This window comes from Thiomicrorhabdus marina (assembly GCF_017571465.1).
GTDB classification, from domain to species: Bacteria; Pseudomonadota; Gammaproteobacteria; order Thiomicrospirales; family Thiomicrospiraceae; genus Thiomicrorhabdus; species Thiomicrorhabdus marina.
The window spans coordinates 15,162-30,217 of record NZ_JAGETV010000012.1 but is presented as its reverse complement, the minus strand read 5'-3'; the positions used below and the strand labels follow the sequence as shown (position 1 = coordinate 30,217).

General features: G+C 40.0%; 14 protein-coding genes and 2 pseudogenes. 12 read left to right on the top strand and 4 right to left on the bottom strand.

From position 1 onward, the window contains the following. Positions 1-691 precede the first annotated feature (691 nt). The gene (locus J3998_RS07865; protein ID WP_208149657.1) at positions 692-2,149 is read right to left on the bottom strand and encodes a coiled-coil domain-containing protein; all 1,458 of its coding nucleotides are present in this window, start codon (positions 2,147-2,149) and stop codon (positions 692-694) included. Positions 2,150-2,338: 189 nt separating this feature from the next. Here J3998_RS07865 and J3998_RS07860 point away from each other — a divergent pair, with 189 nt between their 5' ends. The 3 genes from J3998_RS07860 to J3998_RS07850 are packed head-to-tail and all read left to right on the top strand — an operon-like array spanning position 2,339 to position 3,905. Next, positions 2,339-2,749: a membrane lipoprotein lipid attachment site-containing protein gene (locus J3998_RS07860; protein WP_208149655.1), complete on the top strand. Its 411-nt coding sequence runs from the start codon at positions 2,339-2,341 to the stop codon at positions 2,747-2,749. Between the two features lie 22 nt (positions 2,750-2,771). Next, positions 2,772-3,032 (top strand): hypothetical protein, encoded by a 261-nt coding sequence (locus J3998_RS07855; RefSeq protein WP_208149653.1) that lies wholly within the window; start codon positions 2,772-2,774, stop codon positions 3,030-3,032. Between the two features lie 30 nt (positions 3,033-3,062). Further along, on the top strand, positions 3,063-3,905 hold the full coding sequence (locus J3998_RS07850) for a twin-arginine translocation signal domain-containing protein (protein ID WP_208149651.1): 843 nt from the start codon (positions 3,063-3,065) through the stop codon (positions 3,903-3,905). 228 nt (positions 3,906-4,133) lie between these two features. Here the strand turns inward: J3998_RS07850 and J3998_RS07845 are convergent, their stop codons facing one another. Continuing rightward, positions 4,134-4,928: a hypothetical protein gene (locus tag J3998_RS07845; protein ID WP_208149649.1), complete on the bottom strand. Its 795-nt coding sequence runs from the start codon at positions 4,926-4,928 to the stop codon at positions 4,134-4,136. 448 nt (positions 4,929-5,376) lie between these two features. Beyond that, a pseudogene (locus J3998_RS13250) lies at positions 5,377-6,108 on the bottom strand (IS3 family transposase); the annotation flags it as partial. 120 nt (positions 6,109-6,228) lie between these two features. Here J3998_RS13250 and J3998_RS07830 point away from each other — a divergent pair. The 5 genes and pseudogenes from J3998_RS07830 to J3998_RS07810 all read left to right on the top strand — a co-directional run. Next, a pseudogene (locus J3998_RS07830) lies at positions 6,229-6,476 on the top strand (IS3 family transposase); the annotation flags it as partial. A gap of 46 nt (positions 6,477-6,522) precedes the next feature. Then, entirely contained in the window at positions 6,523-8,313 is a 1,791-nt protein-coding gene (locus J3998_RS07825; protein ID WP_208149634.1) for a hypothetical protein, read from the top strand. Next, entirely contained in the window at positions 8,314-8,940 is a 627-nt protein-coding gene (locus J3998_RS07820; protein WP_208149632.1) for a hypothetical protein, read from the top strand. A 93-nt stretch (positions 8,941-9,033) separates the two neighbouring features. Beyond that, positions 9,034-9,711 (top strand): single-stranded DNA-binding protein, encoded by a 678-nt coding sequence (ssb, locus tag J3998_RS07815; RefSeq protein ID WP_208149630.1) that lies wholly within the window; start codon positions 9,034-9,036, stop codon positions 9,709-9,711. A gap of 461 nt (positions 9,712-10,172) precedes the next feature. Continuing rightward, positions 10,173-10,718 carry a hypothetical protein gene (locus J3998_RS07810; protein WP_208149628.1) on the top strand — a complete coding sequence of 182 codons (546 nt, stop codon included), beginning with the start codon at positions 10,173-10,175 and terminating at the stop codon, positions 10,716-10,718. 36 nt (positions 10,719-10,754) lie between these two features. Here the strand turns inward: J3998_RS07810 and ispB are convergent, their stop codons facing one another. Then, a complete protein-coding gene (gene ispB, locus J3998_RS07805; RefSeq protein WP_208149627.1) occupies positions 10,755-11,720 on the bottom strand; it encodes an octaprenyl diphosphate synthase in 966 nt (321 codons plus the stop codon). 238 nt (positions 11,721-11,958) lie between these two features. Between ispB and rplU the strand changes: the two genes are divergently transcribed. The 4 genes from rplU to proB all read left to right on the top strand — a co-directional run bounded on the left by rplU (position 11,959) and on the right by proB (position 15,024). Next, the gene (rplU, locus tag J3998_RS07800; RefSeq protein ID WP_208149625.1) at positions 11,959-12,273 is read left to right on the top strand and encodes a 50S ribosomal protein L21; all 315 of its coding nucleotides are present in this window, start codon (positions 11,959-11,961) and stop codon (positions 12,271-12,273) included. 101 nt (positions 12,274-12,374) lie between these two features. Further along, complete coding sequence (rpmA, locus tag J3998_RS07795; RefSeq protein ID WP_208149623.1) at positions 12,375-12,632, top strand: 50S ribosomal protein L27; 258 nt, start codon at positions 12,375-12,377, stop codon at positions 12,630-12,632. Between the two features lie 160 nt (positions 12,633-12,792). Continuing rightward, entirely contained in the window at positions 12,793-13,881 is a 1,089-nt protein-coding gene (gene cgtA / locus J3998_RS07790; RefSeq protein WP_208149621.1) for an Obg family GTPase CgtA, read from the top strand. Between the two features lie 18 nt (positions 13,882-13,899). Next, positions 13,900-15,024 carry a glutamate 5-kinase gene (gene proB / locus J3998_RS07785; protein ID WP_208149619.1) on the top strand — a complete coding sequence of 375 codons (1,125 nt, stop codon included), beginning with the start codon at positions 13,900-13,902 and terminating at the stop codon, positions 15,022-15,024. Positions 15,025-15,056 lie beyond the last annotated feature (32 nt).

The following is a 15,056-nucleotide window of genomic DNA, read 5'->3' as shown; positions in this document are numbered from 1 at the left end:
AAAAAACTCTAGTAAAAACGGGTCTTACTTAATTTGTAAGTCGCTCAGATTACATCTGACCATTCCCATCTTGTTAAATAATTGATAACTACAGTGAATGCCATGAGATGGCAACTCTCTAGATTGATTCTCGCTCTAACTATTACAAATAAAATTACTATCCCATCCTGAACTCTTACGTTTTGTGTAGCACGCCCAACACCAGCTATTACATTTTGTGTGTATAAAAAATATTGGCAATGAATTCAACGGGTTATATTCGTTTAAACTATTACAAATAAAATTACTGTCCCATTCTGAACTCTTACGTTTTGTGTAGCGCGCCCCGTCATGAACTATTACACTTTGTGTCCATAATAAATATTGGCAGTGAATTCAAGGGCTTATATTTGTTTAAACTATTACAAATAAAATCTCTATCCCTTCCTGAATTATTACATTTGTGAGTTTCACTAGGAAAGGCCGATCATTCAGTCCAATCAGGCGCTATTTAGTTTTCAAAATGAAACGGTACGAGTGAGGGTTGAAGTTCTCAAAATTTAGCGACTTAAGGAAAGGTTGGCAGGATAGCCTTGTTTAGAGACTGGTTTTACAACTCAAAACCTCAAGTCATAAAAAATTGAGAGAGAATAGAGCATCTTCTTGAGACACTTCAAACTAGTGTCTCGAGAAGGGAGGTGAATTCAAACTGTTATGTAGACTTTTGAAGTGCATGAATACTCATCATGTCAATTAAGGCCTCTTTATTCTTAGAATCTATGTTATCCCAAGCTCTTTCCTTAAAAGATTCCGACTCAATTAACTTACTGTTATCTTCTACATTAAAAACATCATTTTCACTAAGCAGAGGGTTTTCAGCAAGAAGATCCAAATAATAAGCATTAATTTCTTTTACAGTGACATTATCCATAAAAAACAAATTTCTTGCTTTCTGATTGGTTTTATCGCTAACTTTTACTAAAACCATTGCTCCAGCATCTTCAATAGTATTTGCTTGATAAGTATTAGAATCAAAAGTCACCGTGCCAACTAAATATTCATCATTAAAGCCTTTAACTAAGGTGGCCATGATTGTTCCATCGCGCTTCATTTTTCGATACTCGGTCTGGAATTTTTTAATAGCATCTACGTTCAATAAATAACCTGAACTTGGCTTGCCTTGCTGGCCATTCAAATCCTTAAGGTATTTATTTAAATGACTCAAATCAGAGTTACCACGATCCAATTCATATTTCTTGGATTTATAATCAGGGTATAGATTTCCCGCAATAATTTTTTGATCTTTAAGTGCTTTCTGTGCTTGTTTTAAAGAATCAGCATTCGAACTATATACCTCATAAGTCTCCGCATATTTCACAAACTTTGCTTTCAATGCATTGAGGTTAATTGCTTGTATTACTTCTTCTTTTGGTAAACTACTGAATACATAGCAAGTACCATTGTTCATCACTGATAATTGGTACCCACCCCAGCCTTTACGGGTTTTTTCATTGCACTTGTTCTCTGAAAAACTACTATACATATTGAAGCGAGAACTAAATGGACGATCTATTTTTTTATAAGGCAAGCGCTCACTAATGATAGTCTCATTAAAAAAGTTTTTTACATCCTCTCGAATTGTATTTAAAGCACTGTTGGATTCATCGATTTTTGCTTGTGTGCTATCAACAGAACTCTTCTGAACTTCAATTTCTTGATCGTATTTTGCAACATACTCTTCAGCAGACTTTAATTTTGTTTTGAGAGAATCAATCTTTTCTTGCTGCTCCTTAATTTTCGCCGGCAAATACTCTTTGTCCCATTTTACAAAGGCTTCTTTGTATGCATCTTCAGCGCTTTTTGCTAGTTCTACCAAAGTCGTTTTTTCTGGAGATTCCGGCAGAATAGATAAAGGTTCAACTAAAGCGAGTGATTCGCCTTTTACAGAAATGGATAGAGCATTAAGCTTTTTAAGGTCTTGGTCAATTTGATTGGCTGCTTTAAGCAAATCTTCACTATTTTTATAGAAAAAAGCTTTAGTCACTGAAAAGTCAACATCACCAGTTTTCTCTATTGACATTTTTTCAGAATAATCTGAACCGCAACCACCAAGAGCAACAAAAATGACCGATAAAAAAGCCATTTTTGATACGTTTTTTTTCAAATACATTTTTACACCAAAATAACAATAATTGAATTCATAAAAGGTTGGAAAAATCATTGTAGCTAAATGATGCACAATTATCTAATTAAAAAGTAGCATTGTTGTATACAATTCGATACATATGACTTGATTTACTGAAGTTAAACAAGTATTTTTGTTTGCTAAAAAATAAACTAACTAATGGAATAACCCGATATGAAAAAAATATTTCTTGTTTCAATAATGCTTTTGCTTACAGCTTGCTCAGGATCTCCTTCTGAAGGTGATATTGAGGATCAAGTCACAGAAAAACTTCTTGGTGATGGCGGAGATGAATACTTTGAAATCGATAATTTTGAAAAGACGAACGGTTTCGACAAAGATGACAGAACTTACATCGCAGATGTTAAATATGATGTCGTTTTCAAAAAAAGCTTAAAAGAAATTGCTAAAGAAATGGAAAAAGAAGCCAAAAACTCAGGGTCTCCATTTGGAGCTGCCGGTGCTGGTTTCGGGGTAATGGCTTTAAGCATGGAATATGGCAATTTCAAAGAGGGTCACACGGTAACTAAAGAAGAAAAGATTAAACTTATAAAAACCGAAAATGGCTGGCGTATAAGTGAGTGATGCTTACTAGCTCAGATTTTACTTGGCCGTTGTCTTCTTTGCGGATTTAGTTAAGAAGCAGGGCCTTTCAGTGTTAAATGCCTTCATGGTTTATCACTATGAAGAGTCCAAGGATGGTAGCGGGAATTTGCATTCTCAGATTGGTGTAGTGCTGGACGATAAGCCAATTAACGGCAACGGTCTTCTTGAAATTAAGAAAGAACTGACCAGAGCAATCAAGGCTTTTTCGAGCGAATTTTCAAAGCGAAAAAACAAGCAACCCGATGACAGGGTTTTGCATTAAAACTTCATTAAAATAACGGAGAAGTATTCAATGATGAATCGAAGAGATTTTTTAAAATTAGCTGGGGTTGCCGCTGGCGCACCTTTGGTTATGCCAAGCATTGCTTTGGCAAAATCAAGTAGAGATCAGGCCAAAGAAGATATTTTGAAGGCACTGGACTCAACAGTCTTTGTAAAAACCGGTGACCTTAATTCCAATAAAATTGTTTACGCTCGTGTCTACACGCATTGCCCATTATCAAAAGCGCTTTTCTATAGCTCATTAGAGCTAAAAAACCCAGGCGTGCAATTCCGATGGGTGTTTACTGGTGATACTGCGGAAATTCTAGAAAGACGCGACATCGAATCAGTTAAGGCAGCTTTTCAGTTTAGAAAAAAATCGGTTCCGTATGCAAACACCGGAATCGCCAGGGCTTCTGCTGTAAATGCGAACATAGCTAACGCTGTAGGAGGAGAACTCCTTAAAGCAGCCGGATTTGGTCGTCCAAAGAGAATTCCTTATCTGTTTTTTAAAACAGACAAAGGCCTGAAGCTTTGGTATGACTATGATTATAACCGTGGCAAATTTTTGCGTGGCGGAAAGATAGCGGATCTAAAGAGCTTGGTGATTAATGCCTCGCCAAAAAACCTTTCAGATGACATTCTTTATGGGCGTACATCTAAGGTAGTAGGTGAAGCTAAAATGAGAAATTATTCTGGCAAGAAAGTTGGAGTGTATTCTTCCATGTCAAAATCTTCATTTAAGTTGCACGAATTAAATCCTCGCTCTGGATGGGATGGGAAGGATACCGTTCTTGAAAACAGTGAAGGGCGATGGATACAGGTGCGACTGTATGCCAAATCTGGCGTTGCCTATATGTGGCAGCCATCCTAAGCACTACTTTTCAGAAAAGGCTACTGTTGGCATAGTGCCGTTCACTTAAGCATTGTTTAGTTGAGAAAGTTAAAATCCAGTCTCGTTTTCGGTACTGGATTTTTTTATGGCTCTCACCCAAATCCTGAATTGTCACTAAGGTTCAGGATAGGGTGGGAAGGGTTGCTGACAATTAAACGAATTAAATTGTATGAAAAGTTCTGGGAGACTTTGTCAGGCAGCTGAAATTTAAATCTGATATTCAAATTCAGGCGAAAGATTATCGCCAAAGACTTCCTTTCCTTTTTCAAAAAATTCCTTATTTGTCTTTATTTCTACCTTATGGTTTGGATCGAAAATATTTGATATTGTTGGAGGTGAATACTCTAGCCCTAATGAGCGCTTAAAACGTTCAAAGCTAAGATAGAGTCGATATGCATCTAAATCGTCCATAAACTTTTGCTCAGATATTGTCATCTCACCATTCCAGTTTCTATTCTTTTCAGATGTTATTGCAGCATTTAACAAGATAATAATTTCTGGAGGTACAGTAGATGTAGAAGCTTCTTCATCCTCCGAAAAGAAAGATTCAAAAGCATCACCGACTTTAATAAGTAAATATTCAGGAAAGTTTTGTGGCAATAAGGATTCAGGACCAAATGCTTGCAATCGGTCAATTATTTCTTGAAGAAGTTGAACTTCTACTTTATTTTCTTTATTGGATGACTCACGTTGAAATTCTTGTACAACAAAGTCTCTATAGGCGTCCATAGACTGCTCAACTCCAGACTCTTCAAGAAAAACCTCATATCTGGCTTGATACTTTTCCCTGTCAGAAAAAGCGTCATAATAAAAAGAGTCTCTATTTCTATTTGTAGGCTCTTTTTCCAATATTTTCCAGTTTTTAAAGCCGACATCTTGAGCAATTTGATTTTTAGCTTGGTGTAAAGATAGGTGGGATTCATTGTCATTCCGGAATTGTCTAGCTCTGTCTAACAAAGACTTATGAGAAAATCCATTGGATGTGTAGCGAGGGATGTTCATAATTAACTTCCTTTTACTATGCCCCTTTTTCACATGAAGCATGAAAATCAACTATGTTGTAAATTGTGTTTGCCTTGATAAGCCAGATGCGCATCGCAAGCGATAGCTTTACCATTATAAAATGGGTGAAAAATAGGTCCGCACCTTTGAACCAAGATTCATTATTTCCCTTTAGATCATAAAAATCAAGTTTGACTAGGTAACAGCTAAGAGATCGGTTCAAAGAATATTTTCGTTATTACTACTAGAACAAATATAAAAGAAATTATGTGAAAAATGGAAGTGTTGGAACTGACTGACTATGCCAAAGATGGTTTTCGGAATGTGTCAGGTAGGGGCTGAACTAATTCAATTCAAGGTCGAATTTCTGAGAGTCATATACGTGAGTTGCTGAAAGGTTGAGCTATTAAGTGTGTGATTCACACAATTGAATTGCTCTTTCTCAAACTTAACTTCTGTAGTGGTCAAGTAGATTTGGCCGCGTCTTTAGAGCAATTTTCCAATAGAGTTGCTCAGCCTTATTTGGTGTTTTACCACCGTTAAATTGATGCGGTCTCACCCGAGAGTAATACCCCAAAAATATAATTTCCAATATGGTTTTGGGCTTCGACTAAATGTCGATATCCAGTGGTCGGAATCCATTCCGTCTTTAAACTTCTAAAAAAGCGTTCCATCGGACTGTTATCCCAACAATTACCCTTACGACTTAAGCTTTGCTTTATCTTGTAACGCCATAGCAATTGACGGTATCTCACGCTAGTGTAGTGTGTGCCCAGATCTGAATGGAAGAGCAGTCCTAGGGCTTAGCTCTCGATTCATAAGCCATTGTTAAGGCCTTGGCTGACAGTTCACTATCTGGTGAAAAACTCATTGCCCAACCAACCGGTTTTCGCGCAAACAAATCGATGACAACTGCTAAGTATGCCCAGCGATTTCCTGTCCAGATATAAGTGACATCACCTACCCAGATTTCATCTGGTTTACCAGAATTGAATTGCCTGTCGAGTACATTCGGAATTGCTATATGCTCCCGATGTGTTTTTTTATAGCTATGTTTAGGCAATTGACAGCTAACAAGCTGTAATTGCTTCATCATCTTGGCCACTTGATAACGGCTAATTGGGAACTGTCTATCTGTCGCTATTTGAGCAAACGTTCTCGCACCGGCTGAACCATTATTTCAGTATGAATTCTTCGCACCATGGCGAGTTCTTTCACTCGTTTAGCATCAGGTCGTCTGCGAAAGCAGAGGAACAACTTAAATTAACGTTTGGATTTTGTTGACCACTACAAGGTCAACACTAGTCTCGATTGGAGCCACTTCCCAAAGTGAATGGACTAGAAGGCAGCATGAGCCGTCGAGGGAACTGCCTCGACAATTCGGTTGCAGAGAGTTTTTTCCAACTGCTGAAACGCGAGCGCATTAAGCGAAGAGTCTATAAAACTCGCGCTGAAGCGAAACAAGACATCTTTAATTACATCGAAATGTTTTACAATTCCAAACATCTCCACTCGAATAATCAGCAACTCTCACCTGCTGAAGAGTAATCGCTTTAATGATCAGATTAATGGCTAAAAACACAGGATTACTAATTTGAAGAAATCTATTTTGGATACTGTTGAACCAATAATTCCCTCTTTGGTTGACGAGAAGCTTGAGAAAAAAATAGTTCCGACAGTCAACTGGCTGGTTAACTCCTCGATAGTTGACGATGAGTGGCAGTTCAAGCCATATAACGATGCAGAATCAGATAGTAAATTAAAGTTTAATTGGAAGCCAGTATTCGATATTGAAGATTCCTCTGCACAAGTTATTTGGGGTATTTGGAAAGGATTTGGAAAAGATTTTTCTGTTAATTATTTTGAAAATCACGATCTATTTTCTTCGTCCAAAAAAGCCTTTGTTCAGAATGTTAGAGTTGTAATTTCATTCTTTGCTATTGAGAGGGAGGTAGTTACTCCTAGGGATATAACCAGACAAGATGTCGATGCTTTGGAGGTTTATATTGAGCAGAAAAATGCTAGTTATTCATATGTGTCTGAGTTGCTCAGAATATGCAGACTGTTTTATTTAAATTCGCCACTCTTAAGTAATGGAATACAATTTGATCCTTATTCCGAAGCTATTAACCCTTTGAGTAAAGTAGCAAAAAGAATCTCAAAACCAGATGGACATACGGATACCTTATATCCTAAGGTTGGATTAGGTTTGTTAAACCATGCTTTGAGAAAAATATCCGACAGTAAAGGTGTTTTGCAGCGCTATGAGTACTATTTACATTTAAAACATAGTGGCAAGAGTAATTCATACACAATATATCGAGATAAGTATTCAGAAACCTTTAGAGAAATAAAGCGCAAAGTTGATGTTTTATATGCATCTTCTATTTTGGTTTTATTGACCCTTTCAGCAATGCGTAAACATGAAATGAGCCTTATTGAACTTGGTGAAACAGAAATGCTTCTAGACGGTCGACAAGATTTACTAACAGGAAGAGTTTTTAAAACTGCAAGAACTTCAACCGGTAAGAAGACTGATAGAACCGTTGTAAAAGAATTAAAAGAGGCTTTGTCTATTGTTGTTTCGCTAACAGCTCCTATGAGAGAGAAACATAGATCAAAATATCTGTTTATAAGGCTTTTGCACGGAGATGGTCATTCTATAGAATCTAAGAGTACTAGAGTTGAATTAGCCGAAGATGTTTTATATCGAATGCTAGATGTTTTTGCTGAGGATGCTGGTTATGCTGAAGGTACTTTAAGGCCACATATGTTTAGAAGATTTTTTTCGTTAATGTGGGCTTGGAGGTTTGAGACTGGAGATATGGAATATCTGGCTGATCTTCTATTTCACAATGGTCAACAATTTACAAAAGCGTATACCTCTGATGAAGCTGTATGGGAATTCATTCCTGAGGAATTAAAAATATTGACTAAAGATGTACTAGAAAAAGCTTTGCTAGGTGAGAAAAATCTTTACTTTGGTTTTTCTCGTGCAATTAAAAAGTACCAGAATTTAATAAAAAAATCTGTGCAAGTGGTAGGCGTTTCTAAGGCTGAAGTTATTGCTGAGCGTCTTGTTGAGCAGTTGGGCTATATTGTTATGCCTGCTGCTGATGGTTATTGTTTTATGAATTTATCGCGAGCTTCAAGAGCTAGATGTGGAACGAATGGCATGCCTGAATATTCTAATCGTTCAGAAGAATTGTGCTCCAACTGTCCCAACTTTGGTGTTCCGCTTGACAGAAAAGAGCATTGGCAAAGAAGATATGATGCTCACAAACATACCTTCGAGACAACAAAGAATTCTGAACTAAGAACTGCGGCTAAGAATGGTATGCGGCGGGCGCAAAGGCTTTTGAATTCAATGAAAGAGGATGTGTGAATGGATGCTACTGTTTCTTCCGTCAAAGGCTCATTTGAAGAGGCGATTAAAAGATCTTTGGACGTGTTAATTGATGCTAATAAGCCTTTTTCTCAAAAAGATGTAATAAATGGAGCAAAGTTTAGAGATGGATCTAGAGTTGGAAAGACTACTCTTTATAAAAAAGATCAGCAAACTAGTGAGTATGTTTATGCTTCCCTTCTAAGGGATATTAAGAATGCCGTTGATGATGCAAAAAGCTCTCCTACAAAGAAAAAAAATGCATCAGGTAAAGCGATGAGCCCTGAGCAATTGAGATTAGAGAATAACAGTCTAAAGGACGAAAATTCTAGGCTTACTGATGCTGTAGTAGAGCAAGAAAGTCAGTTAAAAAGGTTAAAGTCTGTTGAAAGTATTGATAATAATTTAGTAAAAAAATTAGAATTGCAGGTTTATTTAGCAAATGCGATTTTGCTCAGAACAGTTCATCAAAGTTCTCGAGCTTATTCTCAAGCAAAAAAAATTGTGGAAAGGCTTGAGGTCAAATATCGAGGCACTGCTGAAATTAAGTCAGTTGAGAAAGAGTTAAACTCTTTATTACAAAATATTAGCCACTCATCTCTTTATCACTTTCAAGGTAAATTTTAGTGAAAATATTTAATTTAAGTCAGCTGGTATAGTATAATTTCTAAAAAATAAGGAAAATGTTATGAAAAACAATAATTTAAAGGTAGGTATAGTGTGAGGGGCGTGAACAAAGTAATTTTGGTCGGCACCCTAGGCGCAGATCCGGACGTAAAATATGCCGCTAATGGTAACGCCATTGCAAACTTAAGCGTTGCGACCAGTGAAGAGTGGAATGACAAAAATACAGGTCAGAAGCAGCAGAAAACCGAATGGCACCGTGTGTCGATTTTCGGCAAGTTGGCAGAAATCGCCGGGCAGTATCTGAAAAAAGGTTCGCAAGTTTATCTAGAAGGTAAATTGCAGACGCGTAAGTGGCAAGATCAAAACGGTCAAGACCGTTACACTACAGAAGTGGTTCTAAGTGGTTTTGACGGTAATATGCAGATGCTTGGCGGCGGTTCGGGGCGTGGCGGCGATGCGAGCTTTGATAACAACGCTGGTGGTGGTTTCCAACAAAACAGCGGTTTTGGCGGCGGTATGAATAATAACCAAGGCATGCAAAACCAAGCGCCTCAACAGCGTAACCAAGGTATGGGTCAGCAACCAGCGATGGGTCAAAATCAGGGCGGCTTCGGCGGCAATAACATGGGTGGTATGCAGCAAGCACCACAGCAGAACCGAGGCATGGCTGGACAGCAACATCAGCCTATGGGTGGTAATCAACCAATGCAGCCAAAACCTGCTCCGGCTTACGCGCCAAATGACTTTGACGACGACGACGTGCCGTTTTAGATTGTAAGAGTTGCATTGAGTATTCAGAACCCGCTTTCTTTATGGCGGGTTTTTTATTGCTAGAAAGTTCATTCACGGTAAAAATTAAGGCAAAACTACTAGGGTAAGGTTGTTGGCTTTTTGTAAAGAAAACTTACTTTAAAGATTATTAAGTATTTGTAATTTAAGATAAAAAATAAATTTTCCCGAATTCAGCTAAAAAAATAAGCTTTCGCACTTAAGCAGTGTTCTTTTCGTCATGATATAAGTTTAATTTCTGCTTAAATAAAAATTTTGTTTATGACAAGGGATAAGTTTTTGTTATGATTCTTCTTGTGCGATCCAAAGCATGTTTTTTTGTAAAGACCTTTATTGGGAGTAGTCCATCGGACTTACTCCTTTTTTTATGTCCGTTTTTCAATGATTCCCTTAAGTTTCATGATTTGTCGCCGTTATCTCTGATGCAAGGGAGAATTTAGGCTATGAGTAATAAACTAGAATTGTCACAAGGCACGAGATATTTATTCCAACACATGGAAAAAATCGAGCAGCAAAATGAAATTGCTCGGCAAGAAATAGTACGTGCTACACAAGATTTAAACTTTTCCGAAGTTGAGAAGTTTTTTCGTCAGATAAAAACTCAAAATATTTTTATCTTTACCGTTGGGCTGAATGGTAAACAAGAATCAACCATTCTGTCTAAAGCTATCTTTAGTATGAATCGTGTGGTTAAGGTGTACTACAGCACCAGTTTTGACGAAAGTAAATCTGGCTATGTCCGTATTTTGCCTGATCGCGAACAGCAAGTCATTAAGGTTGAACGTATGCATGGATATCGCCCTAAACCGGAATTACTGTATCAGAGTCCTGATGAATGCCATATTATTCGTTGGATGATTAAGTGGATGTTACCGCGTTTCGATTGGAGTAAAACCAAATTGGTTAACTTGGATTTATATCGACTCTTTAATGACGAGCGAGAGCGTAAAAGAAAACAGGTTTTGCTTGAGGAAATGGAGATTGGCTAAGAGGCGAAAGAATGTCACCTCTTTATTGAAGCTGTTCTAGTGGCTACGATTAACCGCCAAATCGGCCAGTGAGGCTAACGCTTGTTTTAGGTCGCTGTCGGCAAGTGGCGCTAAAGCTTGTTGCGCGAGTTTTGCTTCACGTTTTGCTACATCATAGGTGTAATCGATGGCACCGGAGTTTTTGATAATCTGACTAACTTCTTCAATCAGTTTAATGCCGTCATTTTCAATTGCGCGGCGAATCAGAGCTTGTTCGTCGTCAGAACCGTTCTGCATAATATAGATCAGCGGCAGGGTCGGCTTGCCTTCGGCCAAATCATCCCCTATGTTTTTACCAAGTTCTTCGGCGTCGGCGGTGTAATCGAGAGCGTCATCGACTAATTGAAAAGCCGCGCCCAAGTGGCGGCCATAGGCCGCAAAAGCGTCTTCTAACTCCGGTTTTTGTGCCAGAATTGGTCCCATCTGTGTGGCCGCTTCAAACAGTTTGGCTGTTTTGCGATGGATGACCTCCATATAGCGTGCTTCAGTGGTGTCGGCATCATGGACGTTCAATAGTTGTAGAACTTCGCCTTCGGCAATGACGTTGGTCGCTACTGACATGACTTGCATAATTTTTAAGATGCCCGGTTCAACCATCATCTCAAAAGAGCGCGAATATAAGAAATCACCGACTAGAACACTAGCGGCATTGCCCCAAACTTCGTTGGCGGTTTTATTGCCGCGACGCGTATCCGATTCATCGACCACGTCATCATGCAGAAGGGTGGAGGTATGGATGAATTCAATCACCGCCGCCATCAGCAGATGGTCGCTTCCTTGGTAACCGCAAGCACGGGCACTAAGCAGTGTTAGTAGAGGGCGGAGGCGTTTACCGCCGCTATTAATAATATAGTGACCAATCTGATTTATCAGGACAACATCGGAAGACAAACGGTTTAGAATTAGTTGATCTACAGCTTGGATGTCATCGGCAATTAGTTCACGGATTTGTTGAAGGGTCATGAAAAGGCTCTCAGCCACGATATTATTTAAAAGCCGCTATTTTAGTATGAATATTGTAGATTAGCCACATTTGCGGGTAACTCATATTAATTTTAACTGGCTGTTACATCAATTTACTGCATTTCGCGAAATTAAATTTTGACCTTAATATCAAAAGCTTATATAATCCGGCCTTCGCTAATATTTGCTATTAGCTTGAAGCTTATTAAAAAGAATTTTAGATATCCGGGAGATATGTATGTACGCAGTTATTAAAACCGGTGGTAAGCAGTATCGAGTTCGTGAAGGTCAAGTACTACGCATCGAGTCTTTGAATGCAGAAGCAGGTGATGCAGTTGAGTTTGACGAAGTATTGATGGTTGGTGAAGGTGCAGACGTTAAAGTTGGTGCGCCTTTTGTTGAAGGTGCTAAAGTTGCAGCAACTGTTGAATCAAACGGTCGTGGTAAAAAAGTAACCATCATCAAATTCCGTCGTCGTAAGAACCGCTCGAAAACTAAGCAAGGCCACCGTCAAAACTACACTGAAGTTAAAATCGGTAAAATCTCAGCTTAATTGGTATACCATTAAGCTTGCTTAGCAAGACTAGTTTTATAATTCAAAACGGCAGCTGTATCTGAAGAGGGTCCAGCTCTGTTAACTAAAGGATAGCACCCATGGCTCATAAAAAGGCAGCAGGTAGTACTAAAAACGGTCGCGACTCCAATGCCAAGCGACTTGGTGTAAAAGCATACGGCGGTGAAGCTGTATCAGCTGGTAGCATCATTGTTCGTCAACGTGGTACTAAGTTCCACGCTGGTGACAACGTTGGTCGCGGTAAGGATGACACTTTATTTGCAAAAGCAGACGGTAAAGTTGCTTTCGTATCTAAAGGTAAGCCAGTACGTACTTTCGTAACAATCGTTGCTGAATAATTTAATTATTTAGTTCTGATTGCGAAACGCCCCGCTTTGTCGGGGCGTTTTTGTTTTTATATAGAAATAATGATCCAAATTTTATTACGCTACGCTGACAAAGCGGGGCGCTCTGCTAAAATATAGCGTTTATCAGGTAATCGACACCAAGAGGAAAATCATGCAGTTTGTTGATGAAGCATCCATTTCTGTACAAGCCGGTCGCGGCGGTAACGGTATTGCCAGTTTCCGCCGGGAAAAATACATTCCTTTTGGTGGTCCGAATGGCGGTGACGGCGGTGACGGCGGTGACGTTATCCTAGTCGCTGACCGTAACCTGAATACTTTGGTCGATTTTCGCTATACCAAAAGTTACAAAGCCCAGAACGGGCAAACCGGTATGGGGCAACAAAAAACCGGTGCGGCTGGTGAGGATCTAATCATTCCGGTGCCGGTCGGAACTGTGGTGTTCGATATTGATGCTGATGAAGTCATGGGCGATTTGACCGAGCATGGTCAAACATTGATGGTGGCACAAGGTGGTCGTCACGGTTTAGGTAACGTGCACTTCAAAAGCTCGACCAACCGTACGCCGCGTCAATGCACTAAAGGCGAAGACGGCGAAGAGCGCGACCTGCGTCTAGAGTTGAAGGTTCTGGCCGATGTAGGTCTGTTAGGTTTGCCAAATGCCGGTAAATCGAGTTTGATTTCCGCTGTTTCTGCTGCGCGACCAAAGGTTGCCAACTATCCGTTTACCACGCTGTATCCAAACTTGGGCGTGGTCTCGATTTCGCCGGAAACCAGTTTTGTTATTGCAGATATTCCTGGTTTGATTGAAGGCGCGGCGGAAGGTGCCGGTCTTGGTATTCAGTTTCTGAAGCACTTGTCGCGTACCGGTTTATTATTGCATGTGGTCGATATTGCCCCGATGGATGATTCCGATCCCGCCGAAAATGTCAAAGTGATTCAGCAAGAATTGGAGAAGTATTCGGATGAGTTGCTGGAAAAAGAGCGCTGGTTGGTTTTGAATAAAACCGATTTAATGCTTGAAGATGAAGTTGAAGAGACTTGTACTCGGATTGTTGAAGAGACTGAATGGCAAGGGCCGGTATTCCGTATTTCAGCGGTTGATCGTAGCGGTACTCAAGAGTTAATGAATGCGATTGCTAAGCAGTTGCATGAGAATAAACGCTTGGCGCATGAAGAGGCCGACTTGCAAGAAAGTCGAACTGTTCGTCGTCCTACCGTTGAAGAAGATTTCGATTTTTAGAGTAGAAGGATCTGTAGCATGCAGCGTGCAGATGTAAACAGTACCCAGCGTTGGGTGGTAAAAATTGGCAGTGCGCTCCTGACCGATGACGGTCAAGGGCTGAACAAAGAAGCTCTGGCGCATTGGGTCGAACAGATTGTTGCACTGAAAAAAAGCGGCAAGGATGTGGTTTTGGTCTCTTCCGGTTCGGTTGCTGAAGGCATGAAGCGTTTAGGCTGGAGTTCGCGTCCGGAAGCGTTGCACGATTTGCAGGCCGCTGCAGCAGTCGGACAGATGGGGTTGATTCAGGCTTACGAGTCAAAGTTTGCCAAGTACGACATTCATACCGCACAAATTTTGATGACACACGATGATTTGTCGAACCGTAAACGTTATCTGAACGTGCGCAATACCATCAAAGCGTTGTTGGAATATGGTGTCGTGCCGATTATCAATGAAAACGATACAGTCGTAACCGACGAAATCCGTTTTGGCGATAATGACACGCTTGGTGCTTTAACCGCAAACTTGATTTCTGCCGATGTATTGGTGATTTTGACTGACCAGAAAGGTTTGTACAACGATAACCCGCGTACTAATCCAGATGCGGAGTTGATTTCCGAAGCGCAAGTGTCGCGTAAAGATATTGAAGCGATGGCTTCGCCGGAAGGTGGCGCGCTTGGCAAAGGTGGAATGTATACCAAAGTAATGGCGGCAAAACGTGCGGCACGTTCCGGTACGGCAACGTTTATCGCTTCCGGTCGTGAGCCGAATATCCTTGTTAAGCTTGCGAATGGTGAACAGCATGGCACTTTATTGATTCCAGATTTAGAGCCGATGACTGCGCGTGAACAGTGGTTGGCAGGGCATCTGCAAGCTAAAGGTAAATTGGTATTGGATGCCGGCGCGGTCAAGGTGCTGCAAAGCTCTGGTAAAAGTCTATTGCCGATTGGTGTCAAAAGCCAAGAAGGCAGCTTTCAACGCGGTGAAATGGTTATCTGTGTCGATGAAGCAGGTAAAGAGGTGGCACGAGGTTTGATTAATTACCCAGCCAATGAGTCGATTAAAATTCTTGGCAAGCCAAGCCATCAAATTACGAGTGTACTTGGCTATATGGATGATGAATCACTTGTGCACCGAGATAATTTAGTGTTGAGTGAATAATTACTTTAATTGCCTTACAACGGAAAAAGCCA

Excerpts from the sequence above, each read along its gene's own strand:
- proB (WP_208149619.1), top strand. The coding sequence starts at position 13,900 with ATGCAGCGTGCAGATGTAAACAGTACCCAGCGTTGGGTGGTAAAAATT.
- J3998_RS07820 (WP_208149632.1), top strand. The coding sequence starts at position 8,314 with ATGGATGCTACTGTTTCTTCCGTCAAAGGCTCATTTGAAGAGGCGATT.
- ispB (WP_208149627.1), bottom strand. The coding sequence starts at position 11,720 with ATGACCCTTCAACAAATCCGTGAACTAATTGCCGATGACATCCAAGCT.
- rplU (WP_208149625.1), top strand. The coding sequence starts at position 11,959 with ATGTACGCAGTTATTAAAACCGGTGGTAAGCAGTATCGAGTTCGTGAA.
- cgtA (WP_208149621.1), top strand. The coding sequence starts at position 12,793 with ATGCAGTTTGTTGATGAAGCATCCATTTCTGTACAAGCCGGTCGCGGC.
- rpmA (WP_208149623.1), top strand. The coding sequence starts at position 12,375 with ATGGCTCATAAAAAGGCAGCAGGTAGTACTAAAAACGGTCGCGACTCC.
- J3998_RS07860 (WP_208149655.1), top strand. The coding sequence starts at position 2,339 with ATGAAAAAAATATTTCTTGTTTCAATAATGCTTTTGCTTACAGCTTGC.
- J3998_RS07850 (WP_208149651.1), top strand. The coding sequence starts at position 3,063 with ATGATGAATCGAAGAGATTTTTTAAAATTAGCTGGGGTTGCCGCTGGC.
- J3998_RS07865 (WP_208149657.1), bottom strand. The coding sequence starts at position 2,149 with ATGTATTTGAAAAAAAACGTATCAAAAATGGCTTTTTTATCGGTCATT.
- J3998_RS07810 (WP_208149628.1), top strand. The coding sequence starts at position 10,173 with ATGAGTAATAAACTAGAATTGTCACAAGGCACGAGATATTTATTCCAA.
- J3998_RS07845 (WP_208149649.1), bottom strand. The coding sequence starts at position 4,928 with ATGAACATCCCTCGCTACACATCCAATGGATTTTCTCATAAGTCTTTG.